This is a genomic window from Bradyrhizobium genosp. L, assembly GCF_015624485.1.
Classification (GTDB): Bacteria; Pseudomonadota; Alphaproteobacteria; order Rhizobiales; family Xanthobacteraceae; genus Bradyrhizobium.
Map to the genome: position 1 here is coordinate 3121995 of NZ_CP061378.1, position 18174 is coordinate 3140168.

Sequence of the window (18174 nt, forward strand, 5' to 3'; positions counted from 1 at the left end):
ATGAGCGACCCGATCGATCTCGCCGAAAAACTCTCGACCTTCTCCGAGCACTGGTCGCCGCGCACGGTGGCGCAATTCAATGCCTGCGACGTCATGGTCGTGAAGGTGCAGGGCGAATTCGTCTGGCACAAGCATGACGACACCGACGATTTCTTCCTGGTGCTGAAAGGCGTGCTCGACATCGAGCTGCGCGACCGCATCGTCACGCTGCGTGCCGGCCAGATGTTCGTCGTGCCGAAGGGCGTCGAGCATCGCCCGGTCGCGCGGGAGGAAGTGCACCTGATGCTGATCGAGCCGACGGGGACGCCGAACACGGGAAATGAAGAAACAGCGGCGCCGCGAAAGTTGGCGTGAGGGCAGCCGACGTCGCGGCTACTTGATGCAAACGCCCTGGATCGAACCTCGCTTGAAGCAACGACTGCCAGGACCGCAATCGGTGTCGCACGAACAGGTGTCGCCGTAGGTCCCGTTGATATCGAGGGGAAATTGCGCCCGTTGCTGATCGTTGGCGTTACCCGGCGACAGGCCGCCGGCGCAGACGCCGTAAATGCTCGTTGACGCCTTCAGGCACTCGCTGCCCGGCCGGCAATCGGTATCAAACTGGCATGCCATCGCGGGCGTCGCCGCGAGCAGAACGGCCAGAACAAGGTATCTCATCGAAACAGCCTGCCGCCGGTGGGATGCCCGATCGCAGACGCCGAGGCGGGTGCGATCTCTTCCACGCTACTTTGCATTGCGCGACCGGATAATCAATCGCATTGATTCTCGTCGTTCCGGGCTCTCGCTTCGCGATCCCCGGAATGACGAAGGATGGGTTATCCGCAGACAACGGAGCGTGCTGCGCTACCCCTCCGCCTCGAGCCACTCCGCCGCACCGCGCCACAGCGCGTCGCGGTGCTCGCTGCGGAAGAAGCCGAGATGACCGATCTTGATCGCACCCACGTCGGCCGGGCGGATCGAGATGATCTCCGGCGTCGTCGAGGTGAATGCGGAGCACAGCAGTTCGACGGCGGGCCGCGTCGCCCAGGTGTCGTCGGTCATCGCCAGCGCGCGGAGCCCGCCCTTGAATTTTGCAAAATTCTCGCGCGCGGTGAGGGTGGAGTCGTCGAGCAGGTAGCGGTCCGACATCACCCAGCGGGTCCATTGCTCGAACACGCCCTTCGGCAGGTCCATGCCGAGGCCGGCCCAACCCGGCGCGTAGCCGAGCACGCGGGTCAGGGGCAGGCCGACGCCGTTCATGAAGGCGACCACGCGGTAGCGCTCGGGCGAGGCCATCAGCTTCCAGGTGGCGGCCTGCGCCGCGACCAGCAGCGCGCGCGGGATCTCCGCATTGTTGGCGAGCAGCCCGAGTGCCTGGCCGCCGAAGGAATGGCCGACATAGGCGAAGGGCAGGTCGCGGTAGCGCTCGCGCATCCACCTCACCGTCGCGGTGACGTCGAGCGCGGCCCAGTCGGTCATCGTGGCCTTGAATCCGACCAGCGACTTCGGCTGGTTGAGGCCGGTCATCGCCTGTTGCCTGGAATCGCCGGTGCCGCGGTAATCGTAGGTCAGCACCGCCGAGCCGCGGCGGGCGAGGTAGCCGGCAAAGCCGCGATAGAGCTTTCGGGGGACTGCAGTCGCCGAACTGATCAGCACGGCGTGGCGTTTGGTGCCGCGGGGCAGGAACAGGGTCGCGCCGAGCGGATAGCCGTCGGCGGCGGGCACCACGATGTCGTCGCTAAAAACGTCGTCCAGCGCGGCCTCGGCCACGGCACTTCCCCCGGCATTCATGCTATGGTGTAACAAATGCGAATTCGGCTTTCCCCGCAAGAGCTTGACGGAATTGCGGGAATTCGCGTCTAGCGGGGAAGGGGGCGGCTGTGTATATAGCGGACCTTTCCTCCCCGTCACGTAAGTTGCGGTTTTTGCTCAGGAGTTGACCTCATGTCCGAGCGGTGGACACCCGATAGCTGGCGCGCCAAGAAGGTGCTGCAGGTGCCCGACTATCCCGATGCCAAGGCATTGGCCGATGTCGAGGCGCAGCTCGCGACCTTCCCGCCGCTGGTGTTCGCGGGTGAGGCGCGCAATCTGAGGAAGGCGCTGGCGCGGGTGGCCGCGGGCGAAGCCTTCCTGCTGCAGGGCGGCGACTGCGCCGAGAGCTTTGCCGAGCACGGCGCCAACAACATCCGCGACTTCTTCCGTGTGCTGCTGCAGATGGCTGTGGTCATGACCTATGCCGGCGCGCTGCCGGTGGTGAAGGTCGGCCGCATCGCAGGCCAGTTCGCCAAGCCGCGCTCGTCGCCGACCGAGAAGCAGGACGGCGTCGAGCTGCCGAGTTATCGCGGCGACATCGTCAACGACATCGCCTTCACGCCGGAAGCGCGCATCCCCGATCCGCAGCGCCAGCTGATGGCCTATCGGCAGTCGGCGGCGACGCTGAACCTGCTGCGCGCATTCGCGACCGGCGGCTTCGCCAATCTCGGCAGCGTGCATCAATGGATGCTCGGCTTCCTGAAGGACTCGCCGCAGTCCCGCCGCTACCGGGAGCTCGCCGACCGCATCTCGGATGCGCTGAACTTCATGCGCGCCTGCGGCCTCGATCTCGAGAGCCATCCCGAACTGCGCGCCACCGATTTCTACACCAGCCACGAGGCGCTGCTGCTCGGCTACGAGCAGGCGATGACGCGGATCGATTCCACCACCGGGGACTGGTACGCGACCTCGGGCCACATGATCTGGATCGGCGACCGCACCCGCCAGCTCGACCACGGCCATGTCGAATATTTCCGCGGCATCAAGAACCCGATCGGCCTGAAATGCGGCCCGTCGCTCAAACCCGACGAGCTGTTGAAGCTGATCGACGTGCTCAGCCCCGACAACGAGCCGGGGCGGCTGACCCTGATCAACCGTTTCGGCGCCGACAAGGTCGCCGATCATCTGCCCGGCCTGATCCGCGCGGTGCAGCGGGAAGGGCGTCAGGTGGTGTGGTCGTGCGATCCGATGCACGGCAACACCATCACCTCGACCTCGGGCTACAAGACCCGGCCGTTCGACCGCGTGCTGTCCGAGGTGAAGTCGTTCTTCCAGGTCCATGCCGCCGAGGGCACGCATGCCGGCGGCGTGCATCTGGAGATGACGGGACAGGACGTCACCGAATGCATCGGCGGCGCGCGCGCCATCACCGACGAGGATCTCAACGACCGCTATCACACGGTCTGCGATCCCAGATTGAACGCCGAACAGTCGATCGACATGGCCTTCCTGATCGCCGAGCTCCTCAAGCAGGAGCGCGCCGGCAAGGTCAAACCGATGCCGGCCGCCGCGGGACTTTGATTTGGGGCAATGACCTTGAAGGTTGTGACTTTGGGGGTTGTGACTTGCTGAGGTTCTGGCGAGCCACCATCAACTCGCGCAACGGGTTGGCCTTCGCCATCCGCTCGGAGCAGGCGATCCGCGAGGAGGTGGTGGCGCTGGTGCTGTCGCTGCCGCTGGCTTGGCTGGTCGGCGCCACCGTGATGCGGCGGGTCGAGCTGGTCGCCACCGTCGTGCTGGTGCTGGTGATCGAGCTGCTCAACACCGCGATCGAGAAGCTCGCCGATCGCCTCACCACGGACCACGATCCGCAGATCGGGCGGGTCAAGGACATGGGCTCGGCCGCCGTCGGCGTCGCGCTGGTCATGGCCGGGCTGTTCTGGCTGTTCGCCCTTGCTGAGCGCATGGGCGCGTTCTGATCCCGCCGATTGAAAGTCGCTCTTGCGAGGAACAACATAAAGATATGAGCGAACAACAGATCAAGATCACGCTGGCGCAACTCAATCCGATGGTCGGCGACGTCACCGGCAACGCCGCCAAGGCGCGCGCCGCGCGCGACAAGGCGAAGGCCGATGGCGCCGACCTCGTGGTGCTCTCGGAATTGTTCATCGCCGGCTATCCGCCGGAGGATCTGGTGCTGAAGCCGGCGTTCCAGTCGGCCTGCCGGGCCGAGATCGAGCAGCTGGCGCGCGAGACCGCCGATGGCGGACCGGCTGTGCTGATCGGCACGCCCTGGGTCGAGGACGGCAAGCTCTACAATGCCTGCGCGCTGCTCGACGGCGGCCGTATCGCGGCGTTGCGCTTCAAGGCCAATCTGCCGAACTATGGCGTGTTCGACGAGAAGCGGCTGTTCGCGCGGGGCCCGGCGCCGGGTCCGGTGACGGTGCGCGGCGTCCGCATCGGGGTGCCGATCTGCGAGGACATCTGGCTCGAGGAATCCGAGGACTACGAGAACGTCGTCGAGTGCCTGGCCGAGACCGGCGCCGAGATTTTGGTGGTGCCGAACGGCTCGCCCTACGCACGCGACAAGGGCGATCTCCGGCTGTCGATCGTGGTGGCGCGCGTCACGGAGAGCGGGCTGCCGCTCGCCTATCTCAACGAGGTCGGCGGCCAGGACGAGCTGATCTTCGACGGTGCCTCGTTCGTGCTGAATGCCGATCTCTCGGTCGCGGCGCAGCTTCCGGCGTTCGAGGAGAACATCACGACGCTGGTGTGGCGCAAGACCGCCGACGGCTGGCGCTGCAACGGGCCGATCACGCCGCTGCTCGAGGGCGACAAGGCGGATTACGCCGCCTGCGTGCTCGGCCTGCGTGACTATGTCCGCAAGAACGGTTTTCCCGGCGTGCTGCTCGGCATCTCCGGCGGCATCGACTCGGCGCTGTGCGCGGCGATCGCGGTCGATGCGCTCGGCGCCGACAAGGTGCGCGGCGTGATGCTGCCGTTCCGTTACACCGCGCAGGTCTCGCTCGACGACGCCGCCAAGCTCGCGGCCGAGCTCGGCATCCGTTACGAGGTGCTGCCGATTGCCGATGCCGTGAACGGGTTCGAGAAGATCCTGGCGCCGGTATTCGCCGGGCTCGAGCGCGACATCACGGAAGAGAATTTGCAGGCGCGCGCCCGCGGCACGCTCTTGATGGCGATCTCCAACAAGACCGGCGCGATGGTCGTGACCACGGGCAACAAGTCGGAAATGTCGGTCGGCTACGCCACGCTCTACGGCGACATGAATGGCGGCTTCAACCCGATCAAGGACATCTACAAGACCGAGGTGTTCCGCCTGTCGAGCTTGCGCAACGCGTGGAAGCCGGATGGCGCGCTCGGGCCGTCGGGCGAGGTGATTCCATCAAACATCATCACCCGGCCGCCGACCGCGGAATTGCGCGAGAACCAGACCGACCAGGATTCGCTGCCGCCCTATGAGGTGCTGGATGCGATCCTCGAACGTCTGGTCGAGCGCGAGGAGCCGCTCGCCGGCATCATTGCCGCCGGCTTCGACCGCGACGTCGTGGCCCGCATCGACCGCCTGCTCAACATCGCCGAATACAAGCGCCGGCAGGCCGCGCCGGGAGTGAAGGTCACGCGCAAGAATTTCGGCCGCGACCGCCGCTACCCGATCACCAACCGCTTTCGCGATTTCGGCAAGGCGCTGCCGGCGCCCGACGACGCACTGCTGGCGCGCAGCTCGCGCGCATCGGCGGAGGCGTTCGAGGGGTGAACCCTCAAGGGGTGAACCCTATTGCGGCGGCGGCTGCTTCGGTGGAATGAAGGTCGGGCCGACCGTGCGGATGCCGTCGCCGTGCGGCGCGGCCGGGTCGGCAGGAGCGGGCTGCTGGGCCGCCGCAGCCGGCGCGCCCTTCTTGCCGGCGGCGGATTTGGTCGCCTGCTGCTGGGCGCGCTGCTGCATCTTCTTGGCGCTCTCCTCGGTGACGATGATGTCGCCCTGTTGCGCGGCGGATGCCTGATCGTCCACCGCCTTCAGCGCTTCCGCCCAGGTCTGGCCGGCCGGCTTGCAGGAGCAGGACGGATTGAACTCGGTGCGGTATTTGAACGCGGTCGGCAGCGAGGTGTAGGGCTGGCCGCCGATCGACACCGCCTGGTTGATGTCCTCGCCGGGATTGCGATAGGTGAACAGCGAGGCCTCGGCGCCGGGGCACTGCGCCTTGCAGACCTGCTCGTCGGCGCCGAAGCGCGCCTGCGAGGTTGCGAACGAGACCGGGAAATAGGCGCCGTCGCAGGTGCGGACGCAGACGGTGCGGAAGGTGCCGGACGGCGCGCCATACTCGGCGCCGGGTGGCGGCAATTGCTGGTCGGGCGAGCCGTTACCACCGCCACCGAACAGGTTCTCGATGAAATTGCCGGGACCGCGCGGGGGCTGGGCCGCGGCGGCGTATTGCGGGCCGCAATTGTTCTGCGCCAGTGCGGTCAGCACCGAGCGGCGCTGGCCCTCGCGGTCGGCGCCGCCGAGCCCGCCCGAGCGCAACCGCTCCAGATTGGCGGTCATCTGGTCGAGATTGGCGCGCATCTGCTGGATCTGGTTGTTGACCGGACCGCACTGTGCCGAATTGTTGTTGAACAGCGAGAAGAAGCCGGAACTGTCGCAGCCCATGCGCCGCGCCTGCGAAATGACGCGGTCGAGTTCGGCCTGCTGCCTCGAGGCGGAATCCTGATAGCGGCGGATCTGATCGTCGCGGGCGGGATCGCCGGTGCCGCCGCCGCGATCGATCACCGCCAATTGTCCCTCGAGCCGGCTGCAGACCGGATTGGCCTGCGCCTGCGGCGGCGGGCCGGGCGGGCCCGGGGGCATCTGCGCGGATGCTTCAGATGCCGTCAGGGCCGCGCCGGCAACCACGGCGCAGGTCAGAAACCAGCGGGCAAAACCAAGATCGGGGGTACGGGGCATATCCAGCCATCAAAACGACGCCGCGCAGCGATCAACGCCGAATGCGCGCGGCCAAGGCTGCCTGCAATAGCCGGTTCTCAGGGCAGCGTCACGTCGTTTCCGGGGCACCGATGTGGCAAAAATCCCCGGTGCGGCCAGCGGTTTGGCGCGATTTCAGCGCTGGCAGGTGATGGCGACGTATTCGCCGCAGCCGTTCCCGCTGCATTTCTCGTGCGCCGCGCGCGGAACCGCGCCGGTGATCTCGTCGGGATCGACGCGGCGGTAATTGCTGGCCTGCGCAAAATCGCGTGACTGGCAATAGGCACGGGCGGCGGAGGCGCCGCATTTGTCGCCGCGCGCCAGGCACTGGTCGATGCCGTAGCCATCGGCCTGGTTGGCGATGATGAAGACCCGGCTGTCGGCGAACGCGGCCGACGGAGCGAGGAGGATCGTGCAGGCAATCAATGCTGAAATGGACCGCATGGGGCACCGATGAAAATTGCGGGAATCTGCAAGCACACCGGATACGCCCAAATCCTTAATAATGATTAACCATGAGGGATTTGATGCGAATTTTGCCGTCGATCGCGTGGAAACGCCCGCCAAACGGGCTCTTGACGCAATGGAGGTGCCGTGAGAGAGGTGGAACCATGAACGGCCACCTCGCCATCTGCAGCATTTGCCGCGAGATTATGAGCTAGCGATTCGCTGGCTGAGGCCGTCTTTTCTCAATCGCACTGAGATCATCGGACGCCCAGCCGGCAGGGATGGATGATCCATGGATTTGCGCCTTTACGATACGTTGACCCGGGAGAAGCGGCCGTTCGCGCCGCTCGATGCCGACAATGTCCGCATGTATGCCTGCGGACCGACGGTCTACGACTTCGCCCATATCGGCAACGGCCGCGCCGCCGTCGTGTTCGACGTGCTGTTCCGCGTGCTGCGCCATCGCTATGGCGAGGGTCACGTGACCTATGTCCGCAACATCACCGACGTCGACGACAAGATCAACGTCCGTGCCGCGCGCGACTATCCCGGCATGCCGCTGAACGAGGCGATCCGCAAGGTCACCGAGCTGACCTACCAGCAATACCAGGACGACGTCACCGCGCTGGGCTGCTTGCCGCCCACGATACAGCCGCGCGCGACCGAGCATATCCCGGAGATGCGTGCGATCATCGAGAGGCTGGTTGCCGGCGGCTTCGCCTATGTCGCCGAGGACCACGTGCTGTTCTCGCCGCAGGCGATGAACGCGGCCAATTCGGCGCTGCCGCGCTACGGCGCGCTGTCGAAGCGTTCGCTCGACGAGATGATCGCCGGTGCCCGCGTCGATGTCGCGCCCTACAAGCGCGACAATACCGACTTCGTGCTGTGGAAGCCGTCGAAGCCCGGCGAGCCATCATGGCCGTCGCCGGCGGGCATCACCGTCGAGGGCCGGCCCGGCTGGCACATCGAGTGCTCGGCGATGGCCTGGAAGCATCTCGGCGAAAAATTCGACATCCATGGTGGCGGCATCGATCTCGTGTTCCCGCATCACGAGAACGAACTCGCACAGACCTGCTGCGCGTTCGATTCCGACCGCATGGCGAACGTGTGGATGCATAACGGCTTCCTGCAGATCGAGAGCGAGAAGATGTCGAAGTCGCTCGGCAACTTCTTCACGATCCGCGATCTGCTGGCCGAGTGGCCGGGCGAGGTGCTGCGGCTTGCGATGTTGAAGACGCATTATCGCTCGCCGCTGGACTGGACTGAGCGAAGCGCGGAGGAAAGCGCCAAGACGCTCGACGACTGGTACGCCGTCGCGGCCGATGCTGAATCTGGTCCGCCATCGCTGGCGATGGTCGAGGCGCTATACGACGACCTCAACACTGCGCAGGCGATGGCCGTCCTGCATGGCTTGCGCAATTCGGCCGCGAGCAGCGAGCAGAGCCGCAAGGAGTTTGCCGGCTCGTTGCGGCTGCTCGGCTTGCTGTCGGAAAGCGCCACCGCGTGGAAAGGCCGCAAGCAGCAGGCGAGCGGCGTCGATGCCGGCGCGGTCGACGCGTTGATCGCCGAACGCACCGCGGCCCGCGGGCGCAAGGACTTCAAGGAATCCGATCGCATCCGCGACCAGCTTGCTGCGATGGGCGTCGTGATCAAGGACTCCAAGGAAGGCACCAGCTGGGAGGTCGCGCGATGAGCCGCTCCGCCCCCGCACTGCGTCCGTACCTCGCAGAAGACGCGCCGCTGCTGGCCGCGATCTTCGCGGCGTCGATCATGGACCTGACCGGTGACGACTACAGCGAGGCGCAGCAGGAAGCCTGGGCGATGGCCGCCGAGGATGAGGCCGCGTTCGGCAAGAAGCTCGCCGGCCAGCTGACACTGATCGCCACCTTGCAGGGCGCCCCTGTTGGATTCGCCTCGCTGAAGGGCACCGATCACATCGACATGCTCTATGTGCATCCGAGCGCGGTTGGGCAGGGCGCAGGCAGCGCGCTGTGCGATGCGCTGGAGAAGATCGCGGGCGCCCGCGGCGCCAAGGCGCTCAAGGTCGATGCCAGCGACTCCGCGCTCGAGTTCTTCCGCAAGCGCGGCTATGTCGCGCAACAGCGGAACACGGTCACGGTTGGCGACGAATGGCTCGCCAACACCACGATGCAGAAGACCCTCAACGGCGCAGCGACGCCAGGAGGCCACGCATGAGCCGCGAACGCCTCTATCTGTTCGACACCACGCTGCGCGACGGCGCGCAGACCAACGGCGTGGACTTCACGCTGCAGGACAAGCAGGTGATCGCCAGGATGCTGGACGAGCTCGGCATCGACTATGTCGAGGGCGGCTATCCCGGCGCCAATCCGACCGACAGCGAGTTCTTCTCTGAGAAGCCCGCGTTCGACCACGCGCGCTTCACCGCCTTCGGCATGACGCGGCGGCCCGGCCGTTCGGCGTCGAACGATCCCGGCCTTGCCGGCATCCTGGAAGCCAAGGCGGACGCGATCTGCTTCGTCGCAAAATCGTCCGCCTACCAGGTCCGCGTCGCACTCGAGACCACCAACGAGGAAAACCTCGCCTCGATCCGCGACAGCGTCGTGGCCGCGAAGGCGCTGGGCCGCGAGGTGATGGTCGACTGCGAGCATTTCTTCGACGGCTACAAGGAGGACCGCGACTACGCGCTGGCCTGCGCGAAGGCGGCCTACGAGTCGGGCGCGCGCTGGGTGGTGCTGTGCGACACCAATGGCGGCACCATGCCGCATGAGGTCGAGACCATCGTCGGCGATGTCGTCACGCATGTGCCGGGCCCCAATGTCGGGATCCACGCCCATAACGACACCGAGCAGGCGGTGGCCAATTCGCTGGCCGCCGTTCGCGCCGGTGCGCGGCAGATCCAGGGCACGCTCAATGGCCTCGGCGAACGCTGCGGCAACGCCAATCTCTGCTCGCTGATCCCGACCTTGCGGCTGAAGGGCGAATTCTCCGAGAAGTTCGAGATCGGCGTCACTGCGGAGAAGATGGCGACCCTGATGAAGGTGTCGCGCACGCTCGACGACATGCTCAACCGCGCGCCCAATCGGCATGCGGCTTATGTCGGCGAAAGCGCCTTCGTCACCAAGACCGGCATCCATGCCTCCGCTGTCATGAAGGACCCGCACACTTACGAGCATGTGTTGCCGGAGATGGTCGGCAACCACCGCAAGGTGCTGGTGTCCGACCAGGCCGGCCGCTCCAACGTGATGGCCGAGCTCGACCGTGCCGGCATCGCCTACGAGAAAAGCGATCCCAGGCTGACGCGTCTGGTCGAGGAATTGAAGGAGCGCGAGGCCATGGGCTTCGCCTATGAATCCGCCAACGCCTCGTTCGAGCTCTTGGCGCGGCGTACGCTCGGCAAGGTGCCGGAATATTTCAAGGTCGAGCAGTTCGACGTCAATGTCGAGCAGCGCTACAACGCCAACGGCCAGCGCGTCACGGTCGCGCTCGCGGTGGTGAAGGTCGACGTCGCCGGCGAGCGGCTGATCTCTGCCGCCGAGGGCAACGGCCCGGTCAATGCGCTCGACGTCGCGCTGCGCAAGGATCTCGGCAAGTACCAGAAATACATCGACGGCCTGAAGCTGATCGACTACCGCGTGCGTATCCTCAATGGCGGCTCCGAAGCGGTGACGCGCGTGCTGATCGAGAGCGAGGACGAGACCGGTGAGAGCTGGACCACGGTCGGCGTCTCGCCCAACATCATCGACGCCTCGTTCCAGGCGCTGATGGATTCGCTGATCTACAAGCTGGTGAAATCGGGCGCGCCGGTTTGAGTTAAGTTTGTCATTCCGGGGCGGTCCGTAGGACCGAACCCGGAATCTCGAGATTCCGGGTTCGATGCTTCGCATCGCCCCGGAATGACAGCTTGGGGGAGCCATGATCGACCACGTCTCCATCGGCGTCCGCGATCTCGACCGCGCCGCGCGCTTCTACGAGCCGGTGCTGGCTGCGCTCGGCCTGACCCGCGTCGTCACGCGTCCGGCGACGATCGGTTTCGGCAAGGCCTATCCCGAATTCTGGCTCAATCTGCGCGCCGCGATGCCGCCCGTGCCGCATCAGAGCGGCAGCCACGTCTGCCTGCGCGCCAGGACCACCGCCGAGGTCGATGCCTTCCATGCCGCGGCGCTCACCGCAGGTGGCCGCTCCGACGGCGCCCCCGGCCTGCGCCCGCACGACCGCGTGCGCTACTATGCGGCGTTCATCCTCGATCTCGACGGCAACCGGATCGAGGCCGTGACGTTTCCAAGCGAGTGATGCCGACGTGATCCGCCACCCTGAGGCTGTTGTGAGAGGCTTGTCCTGATCCACCGCTGTCATCGCCCGGCCTGTGCGCAATTGCGCACATGGACCAGGCGACCAGTACGCCGCGGCCTATCGGCTCTAGCACTGGCGCCTCTGGAATACTGGATCACCCGCATGCGCGGGTGATGACACCGAGCAAGGTGGAGCTGTCAGCGCGCGTGAGACGTCACAGCCGCCGCGCGACTTCCGGCGCGAGCTCCTTGGCGGCGTCCGGCGTGCGTGCCACCGCGGAGCGCAGCCGCGGCAGGATGTCCTCGACGCGGTCGGCCATCAGCACGTTGATCGGAAGCGTCGGGCGGATGAATTCGGTTGCGCGCATGTGGTTCAACAGCGAGAGCAGGGGCTCCCAGAAGTTGTCGATGTTGGCGAGCAGGATCGGCTTGTGGTGACGGCCGAGCTGCTGCCAGGTCAATTGCTCGACCAGCTCTTCCAGCGTGCCGATGCCGCCGGGCAGCGCCACGAAGGCATCCGAACGCTCGAACATCAGCCGCTTGCGCTCGTGCATGTCGGGCGTGACGATCATCTCCTGCACCGAGGTCAGCGCGTTCTCGCGCGCCCGCAGGAATTCCGGGATGATGCCGGTGACGGAGCCACCATGGTCGAGCGTGGATTTGGCCACCGCGCCCATCAGGCCGATCGAGCCGCCGCCATAGACCAGGCGCACGTTGTTCTCGGCAAAGCTCTTGCCCAGCGCGATGGCAGCCTCAACGAAGCGTGGATTGTTACCGGGGCCGGAGCCGCAATAGACACAGACGGTTTTGATTTGGTTCATGCGATCCTTGTGGCACTGCAGCGTAAACAGCGTCAAGACTCCGATATGGGGATGGAAAGTCAAAAAATCCCGTAAATTCCCCCGAATCGCGAACAATTTTCGTCACAAGCCTGTACGCCGCAATCAAACGATCTATATGACGGGCAATATGGCAAACCGTGGAAAAGATGTGACGGCGGGCCCGCGCGCCGCCCCGGCAGGAGCAGGCTCCTGATGGCGCCGCCGCAGCAGGACGCATCAGCGGTGAAGCCGCCCAAGCCCACCATATCCGCCGCCGAGAAGGCGACGCTGTTCGGCACGCTGGTCCATCTCTGGCCCTACATCTGGCCGGGTGATCGCGCCGACCTGAAGATGCGCGTGGTCTGGTCGGTGGTGCTGCTGCTGTTCGCGAAGCTTGCGACGCTGTCGGTGCCATTCACCTTCAAATGGGCCGTCGATGCGCTGAACGGCACGGGCTCGGCGCCGGTCGCATCCTCGAACTGGATGGTGTGGCTGATTGCATCGCCGGTGCTGATGACGATCAGCTACGGCGCGGTGCGCGTCCTGATGGCGGTGCTGACGCAATGGCGCGACGGCATCTTCGCCCGCGTCGCCATGCACGCGGTGCGGCGGCTCGCCACCATCACCTTCGTGCACATGCACGAATTGTCGCTGCGCTTCCATCTCGAGCGCAAGACCGGCGGTCTGACCCGCGTCCTCGAACGCGGCCGCACCGGGATCGAGACCATCGTGCGGATGGTGATCCTGCAGCTGATGCCGACCATCGTCGAGGTGACGTTGCTGGCCGGCGTGCTGCTCTGGCAATTCGACTGGCGCTACGTGCTGGCGGTGCTGACGACCGTCGTCGTCTTCATGTACTTCACCTATATCGCGACCCAGTGGCGGATCGAGATCCGCCGCAAGATGAACGATTCCGACACCGAGGCGAACACCAAGGCGATCGACTCGCTGCTCAACTACGAGACGGTGAAATATTTCAGCGCCGAGGCGCGCGAGGCGAAGCGCTATGACCGCTCGATGGAGCGTTACGAGCAGGCCAGCGTCAACACTTACACTTCGCTGGCGCTGCTCAATACCGGGCAGGCGGTGATCTTCACCGCGGGATTGACCGCGACCATGCTGATGTGCGCGTTCGGCATCCGCAACGGCAGCCACACCGTCGGCGATTTCGTGCTGATCAACTCGATGATGATTCAGCTCTACCAGCCGCTGAATTTCATGGGCATGGTCTATCGCGAGATCAAGCAGGCGATCATCGACATCGAGAAGATGTTCGAGGTGCTGGAGCGCGATGCCGAGGTGAAGGACAGTCCAGGCGCAAGACCGCTGGTGGTGTCCGCGGGCAGCGTGCGCTTCGAGGATGTCCGCTTCGCCTACGAGCCGGATAGGCCGATCCTCAAGGGCCTCAGCTTCGAGGTGCCGGCCGGCAAGACGGTCGCGATCGTCGGTCCCTCCGGCGCCGGCAAGTCGACGATCTCGCGGCTGCTGTTCCGGCTCTACGACGTCTCCAGCGGCAGCATTCTCATCGACGGCCAGGACATCAAGGCGGTGACGCAGGACTCGCTGCGCGCGGCGATCGGCATGGTGCCGCAGGACACCGTGCTGTTCAACGACACCATCCGCTACAACATCCGCTATGGCCGCTGGGATGCCGACGACGACGAGGTCGAGGAGGCGGCGCGGCTGGCCCAGATCGACGGCTTCATCCGGATGTCGCCGCAAGGCTATGGGACCCAGGTCGGCGAGCGCGGCCTGAAACTCTCCGGCGGCGAGAAGCAGCGCGTCGCGATCGCGCGCACCGTGCTGAAGGCGCCGCCGATCCTGGTGCTGGACGAGGCAACCTCGGCGCTCGACAGCCACACCGAGGCCGAGATCCAGGATGCGCTGGAGCGGGTCTCGCGCAACCGCACCTCGCTGGTGATCGCGCATCGGCTCTCGACCATCGTCGGCGCCGACGAGATCATCGTGCTGGACCAGGGCAGGATTGTCGAGCGCGGCACCCATGCCCGGCTGCTGGCCGCCGACGGCCTCTATGCCAGCATGTGGAACCGGCAGCGCGAGGCCGAGGCTGCGCGCGAAAAGCTCGCGCAGGTCGGCGACAAGGACACGGCGCCGAATCGCCTGCCGCCAGCGGTCGCGGAGGCCGCCGAGGATTCCGACCCCGTTGCGGACGAGAAGCCCTTGCCGACCGCCGCGGAATAGTCGATTGAGGGCGTCTTCCGCCCGAGGGGCGGGGAAACGCAAGCGAGCCTTGATGTCGATCGCGAATTCCATCCGTGCGCAGATCCCGCCGATCCACCCGGAGGGCTATCCCTTCATCGGCGGCTTTGCGCTGGCGAGCCTGATCCTGTTCTGGATCTGGACCCCGCTGGGCTGGCTCGGCACCATCCTCACCGTCTGGTGCGCCCTGTTCTTCCGCGATCCGGTGCGGGTGACGCCGGTGCGCGACGGCATCGTGGTGTCGCCGGCCGACGGCCGCGTCTCGATGGTGGTGCAGGCGCTGCCGCCCGCCGAACTCGGCCTCGGCGACCGGCCGCTGCCGCGGATCTCGGTGTTCATGAGCGTGTTCAACTGCCACGTGAACCGCGCTCCCGTCGCCGGCCGCATCGACCGCATCGCCTATCGGCCCGGCGCGTTCATCAATGCCGAGCTCGACAAGGCGAGCGAGGACAATGAGCGCAACTCGCTGGTGATCTCGAATCCGAACGGCCGCATCGGCGTGGTGCAGATCGCGGGCCTGGTGGCGCGGCGCATCGTCTGCTTCGTCAAGGAAGGGCAGTCGATCGGCGCCGGCGAACGCTTCGGCCTGATCCGCTTCGGCTCGCGGCTCGACGTCTATCTCCCTGAAGGCACCAAGGCGATGGTCTCCGAAGGCCAGACCGCGGTTGCCGGCGAGACGATTCTTGCCGACTTCCGCGAGGTCGATCCCGGCCGCACCTACCGCGCCGATTAAGAGCTGGCCCAGTTTTCCGTCATGGCCGGGCTTGTCCCGGCCATCCACGGCTTGTTTGCGCAACTGACGCGAAGACGTGGATGCCCGGCACAAGGCCGGGCATGACGAGTCGGGGATAACGCCTGCGACACGGTTAACTCTGTTTCGCCAGCCCGATCAGCCGGTTCCGGCCATGATGGCGGAGCAGGGCGGCGCTTGCTATATTAGCGGGCCATGATGCCATCAGATCACGACGCGCCCGAGTATCGCCTCTCGACCGAGTATCGCCGCCGTCGGTTCCGCCCGATCCCGGTGCGCATGCTCGTGCCGAACATGATCACCCTGCTGGCGATCTGCGCCGGCCTGACCGCGATCCGGCTGTCGACCGAAAACCGGATGGAGCTTGCGGTCGCCGCGATCGTGTTCGCCGCGATCCTCGACGGCATCGACGGTCGCGTCGCGCGCATGATCAAGGGCCAGTCGAAATTCGGCGCCGAGCTCGACAGCCTCGCCGATTTCGTCAACTTCGGCGTTGCGCCGGGCCTGATCCTGTATTTCTGGCAACTGCACGAATTGAACAATGGCGGCTGGATCGCCGCGATGGTGTTCGCGATCTCAGGCGGGTTGCGCCTTGCGCGCTTCAACGCCTCGATCGACGACCCGAACAAGCCGCCCTTCGCCGCCAACTATTTCACCGGCGTGCCGGCGCCGGCCGGCGCCATCACGGTGCTGCTGCCGGTCTATCTGGCTTTCCTGGGCGTGCCGATGCCGCCGGCGACGCTGACCGCGTTCTACACGCTCCTGATCGCCTTCCTGATGGTGTCGCGGCTGCCGGTGTTTTCCGGCAAGACCGTGAAGATGCGCGTGCCGCCGGAGATGGTGCTGCCGGTGTTCGTCGCGGTGGTGTTCTTTGTCGCGCTCCTGATCGGCTATCCCTGGCATATCCTCTCGGCCGGCTCGGTGCTCTATCTGATCAGCCTGCCCTGGGGCTGGAAGACCTATCGCGACCAGCAGCGTAACCTCACCGCGCAGACGGCAGCTACGGAGACACCTGCGCCGGCGCCAAGCTTCACGCCGCCGGCCGCGAGCCCTGACGAGGATGATCGTCCGACGCATTTGCACTGACGCAGCCTGACCCGCAATCCCGAGAGGACGAGGCCATATCCTCATCCACCGCTGTCATCGCCCGCGTATGCGGGCGATCCAGTATTCCAGAGGCCGTTGTGCTTGAGCCGATGGTCCGCGGCGTACTGGGTCGCCCGGTCAAGCCGGGCGATGACAGCGGTGGATAAGGAATCGCCTCACATCCTCTCTGGCGGACGGTGATAGAGTTGCGTTCACACCTCCCCCAAATATCAGCCATGAGCGTGCCTTGGTTGGGTTCGCCCCCGATCTCGGCTATAGCGTGAAGCCGGCCCGCGAAACGCCAAGAACCAGGAGAGAAACGCCGTGACGACTTCAGCTTCCGCCCCGCTGCCTGCATCCGTCCTCGAAGCGTTGGCGCGCTATGACACGCCGACGATCTGCAATGCGATGGAGGTCGTGGCGCCGGAGCGCCGGCTGATCGGCTACACCGTGAAGCCGCTGGTGTGCCCGTTCCCGACGCTGCCGCCGATCGTCGGCTATGCCCGCACGGTCGCGATCCGCTCGGTGCTGAAGTCCGGCCTGTCGGCCGAGGAGCAGTCGAAGCGCCGCATCGAATACTACGAATATGTCGGCACCGGCTTCGGCCCGCGCATCTCCGTCATCCAGGACATCGACGGCCCCGACGTCGGCTACGGCGCGTTCTGGGGCGAGGTGCAGAGCAACGTGCACAAGGCGCTCGGCTGCCTCGGCGTCATCACCGACGGCTCGATCCGCGACATCCCGCAATGGGCGCCGGGCTTCCAGGCGCTGGCCGGCTCGATCGGCCCGTCGCACGCCTGGGTGCATGCCGAAAGCTTCGGCGGCGAAGTCCGCGTCGCCGGCATGACGGTTCGCTCCGACGACCTGATCCATGCCGATAGCCACGGCGCGATCGTGATCCCTTACGACATCGCGCCCAAGCTTCCTGAAGCGGCCGAGCTCTGCGGCCGTCGCGAGACGCCGATCCTGGAGATCGCGCGCTCGAAGGATTTCTCGCTCGAGAAGCTGAAGGAGGCGCTGAAGCGCTCGGCGGAGATCCACTGAGGCTTGCTCGACATACCTCTCCCCGTTGGGGAGAGGTCGATTTGCGCAGCAAATCGGGTGAGGGGCCGCAACTCCACCGGCAGACCGTAATCCCTCACCCGGCGCTACGCGCCGACCTCTCCCAAGGGAGAGGTGAAGATCAACCCGGCGCGACCTTGGCGATTTCGGCGGCGCCGCGCGCCGTCATGTCGATGGCAACATAGAGGATCACGGCGAGGCCGAGATAGGCGATCCAGCGCTGGGTCTGCAGCAGCCGTGCGAGGAAGCTGGCGGCTGCGCCCATCATCGCGATCGAGAGCGCGAGCCCGAACACCAGCACGATCGGCTGCTCGCGCGCCGCGCCGGCCACCGCCAGCACATTGTCGAGCGACATCGAGACGTCGGCGACGACGATCTGGCTGGTGGCCTGCCACAGCGTCTTGCGCGGCGCCGTCGCGCCATCTGCTGCGCCGGGTTCGCCCGCCGCCTCACGTGCCGAGGCGCGCAGCTCGCGCCACATCTTCCAGCAGACCCAGAACAGCAGGATGCCACCGGCCAGAAGCAGGCCGACAATCTGCATCAACTGTGTCGTGAGAACCGCGAACAGGATACGCAGCAAGGTCGCCGCGCCAATGCCGATCAGGATCGCCTTGCCGCGTTGGTGCTTTGGCAGCCCTGCGGCGGCAAGGCCGATCACCACGGCGTTGTCGCCAGCCAGCACGAGATCGATGACGACAACCTGCAGCAAAGCGCTGAGAGCGTCGAGCGAGAACAATTCGGACACGGAAGGCTCCCCTTGCGCTGTGGGGAGTGGGGTCCCGTTCGACGACGCTGGCTGCCGCGGTC

General features: G+C 65.9%; 18 protein-coding genes. 12 read left to right on the forward strand and 6 right to left on the reverse strand.

The window, feature by feature from the left end:
- Positions 1-354, forward strand: coding sequence for a cupin domain-containing protein (locus IC762_RS14495; protein WP_195789448.1), 354 nt, complete (start codon positions 1-3; stop codon positions 352-354).
- Between the two features lie 18 nt (positions 355-372).
- Here IC762_RS14495 and IC762_RS14500 read toward each other — a convergent pair whose 3' ends face one another.
- The gene (locus IC762_RS14500) at positions 373-657 is read right to left on the reverse strand and encodes a hypothetical protein (RefSeq protein ID WP_195789449.1); all 285 of its coding nucleotides are present in this window, start codon (positions 655-657) and stop codon (positions 373-375) included.
- Positions 658-843: 186 nt separating this feature from the next.
- Positions 844-1770, reverse strand: coding sequence for an alpha/beta hydrolase family protein (locus IC762_RS14505; protein WP_195789450.1), 927 nt, complete (start codon positions 1768-1770; stop codon positions 844-846).
- A gap of 153 nt (positions 1771-1923) precedes the next feature.
- On the opposite strand from IC762_RS14505, the gene IC762_RS14510 reads away from it, so the two are divergent.
- From IC762_RS14510 to IC762_RS14520, 3 genes are read left to right on the forward strand one after another with little or no spacing between them, the layout of a single operon-like run.
- On the forward strand, positions 1924-3312 hold the full coding sequence (locus IC762_RS14510) for a class II 3-deoxy-7-phosphoheptulonate synthase (RefSeq protein WP_195789451.1): 1389 nt from the start codon (positions 1924-1926) through the stop codon (positions 3310-3312).
- Between the two features lie 44 nt (positions 3313-3356).
- The gene (locus tag IC762_RS14515) at positions 3357-3710 is read left to right on the forward strand and encodes a diacylglycerol kinase (protein WP_195789452.1); all 354 of its coding nucleotides are present in this window, start codon (positions 3357-3359) and stop codon (positions 3708-3710) included.
- Positions 3711-3754: 44 nt separating this feature from the next.
- Positions 3755-5506 carry an NAD+ synthase gene (locus IC762_RS14520; protein WP_195789453.1) on the forward strand — a complete coding sequence of 584 codons (1752 nt, stop codon included), beginning with the start codon at positions 3755-3757 and terminating at the stop codon, positions 5504-5506.
- Between the two features lie 18 nt (positions 5507-5524).
- Here the strand turns inward: IC762_RS14520 and IC762_RS14525 are convergent, their stop codons facing one another.
- Positions 5525-6691, reverse strand: a complete 1167-nt coding sequence (locus IC762_RS14525; RefSeq protein WP_195789454.1) for a DUF2865 domain-containing protein — start codon at positions 6689-6691, stop codon at positions 5525-5527.
- 153 nt (positions 6692-6844) lie between these two features.
- Positions 6845-7153 carry a hypothetical protein gene (locus IC762_RS14530; RefSeq protein WP_195790134.1) on the reverse strand — a complete coding sequence of 103 codons (309 nt, stop codon included), beginning with the start codon at positions 7151-7153 and terminating at the stop codon, positions 6845-6847.
- Positions 7154-7448: 295 nt separating this feature from the next.
- Between IC762_RS14530 and cysS the strand changes: the two genes are divergently transcribed.
- The 4 genes from cysS to IC762_RS14550 all read left to right on the forward strand — a co-directional run bounded on the left by cysS (position 7449) and on the right by IC762_RS14550 (position 11428).
- Complete coding sequence (cysS, locus tag IC762_RS14535) at positions 7449-8849, forward strand: cysteine--tRNA ligase (protein ID WP_195789455.1); 1401 nt, start codon at positions 7449-7451, stop codon at positions 8847-8849.
- Positions 8846-9352, forward strand: a complete 507-nt coding sequence (locus tag IC762_RS14540; protein ID WP_195789456.1) for a GNAT family N-acetyltransferase — start codon at positions 8846-8848, stop codon at positions 9350-9352. Before cysS ends, IC762_RS14540 begins: the two co-directional genes overlap by 4 nt.
- Positions 9349-10947 carry a citramalate synthase gene (gene cimA / locus IC762_RS14545; protein WP_195789457.1) on the forward strand — a complete coding sequence of 533 codons (1599 nt, stop codon included), beginning with the start codon at positions 9349-9351 and terminating at the stop codon, positions 10945-10947. The genes IC762_RS14540 and cimA overlap by 4 nt, the downstream gene beginning before the upstream one ends.
- A gap of 103 nt (positions 10948-11050) precedes the next feature.
- A complete protein-coding gene (locus IC762_RS14550; RefSeq protein WP_195789458.1) occupies positions 11051-11428 on the forward strand; it encodes a VOC family protein in 378 nt (125 codons plus the stop codon).
- 214 nt (positions 11429-11642) lie between these two features.
- On the opposite strand, the gene IC762_RS14555 is transcribed toward IC762_RS14550, so the two are convergent.
- Positions 11643-12248, reverse strand: a complete 606-nt coding sequence (locus IC762_RS14555; protein WP_195789459.1) for a TIGR00730 family Rossman fold protein — start codon at positions 12246-12248, stop codon at positions 11643-11645.
- 213 nt (positions 12249-12461) lie between these two features.
- On the opposite strand from IC762_RS14555, the gene IC762_RS14560 reads away from it, so the two are divergent.
- From IC762_RS14560 to IC762_RS14575, 4 genes are all read left to right on the forward strand, one after another.
- Complete coding sequence (locus tag IC762_RS14560) at positions 12462-14450, forward strand: ABCB family ABC transporter ATP-binding protein/permease (protein ID WP_246801567.1); 1989 nt, start codon at positions 12462-12464, stop codon at positions 14448-14450.
- Positions 14451-14502: 52 nt separating this feature from the next.
- On the forward strand, positions 14503-15201 hold the full coding sequence (locus IC762_RS14565; RefSeq protein WP_195789460.1) for a phosphatidylserine decarboxylase: 699 nt from the start codon (positions 14503-14505) through the stop codon (positions 15199-15201).
- A gap of 216 nt (positions 15202-15417) precedes the next feature.
- Positions 15418-16305 (forward strand): CDP-diacylglycerol--serine O-phosphatidyltransferase, encoded by an 888-nt coding sequence (gene pssA, locus IC762_RS14570; RefSeq protein ID WP_195789461.1) that lies wholly within the window; start codon positions 15418-15420, stop codon positions 16303-16305.
- 324 nt (positions 16306-16629) lie between these two features.
- Positions 16630-17349 carry an RraA family protein gene (locus tag IC762_RS14575; protein ID WP_195789462.1) on the forward strand — a complete coding sequence of 240 codons (720 nt, stop codon included), beginning with the start codon at positions 16630-16632 and terminating at the stop codon, positions 17347-17349.
- Positions 17350-17488: 139 nt separating this feature from the next.
- Here IC762_RS14575 and IC762_RS14580 read toward each other — a convergent pair whose 3' ends face one another.
- Positions 17489-18112, reverse strand: coding sequence for a TerC family protein (locus tag IC762_RS14580; protein WP_195789463.1), 624 nt, complete (start codon positions 18110-18112; stop codon positions 17489-17491).
- Positions 18113-18174 lie beyond the last annotated feature (62 nt).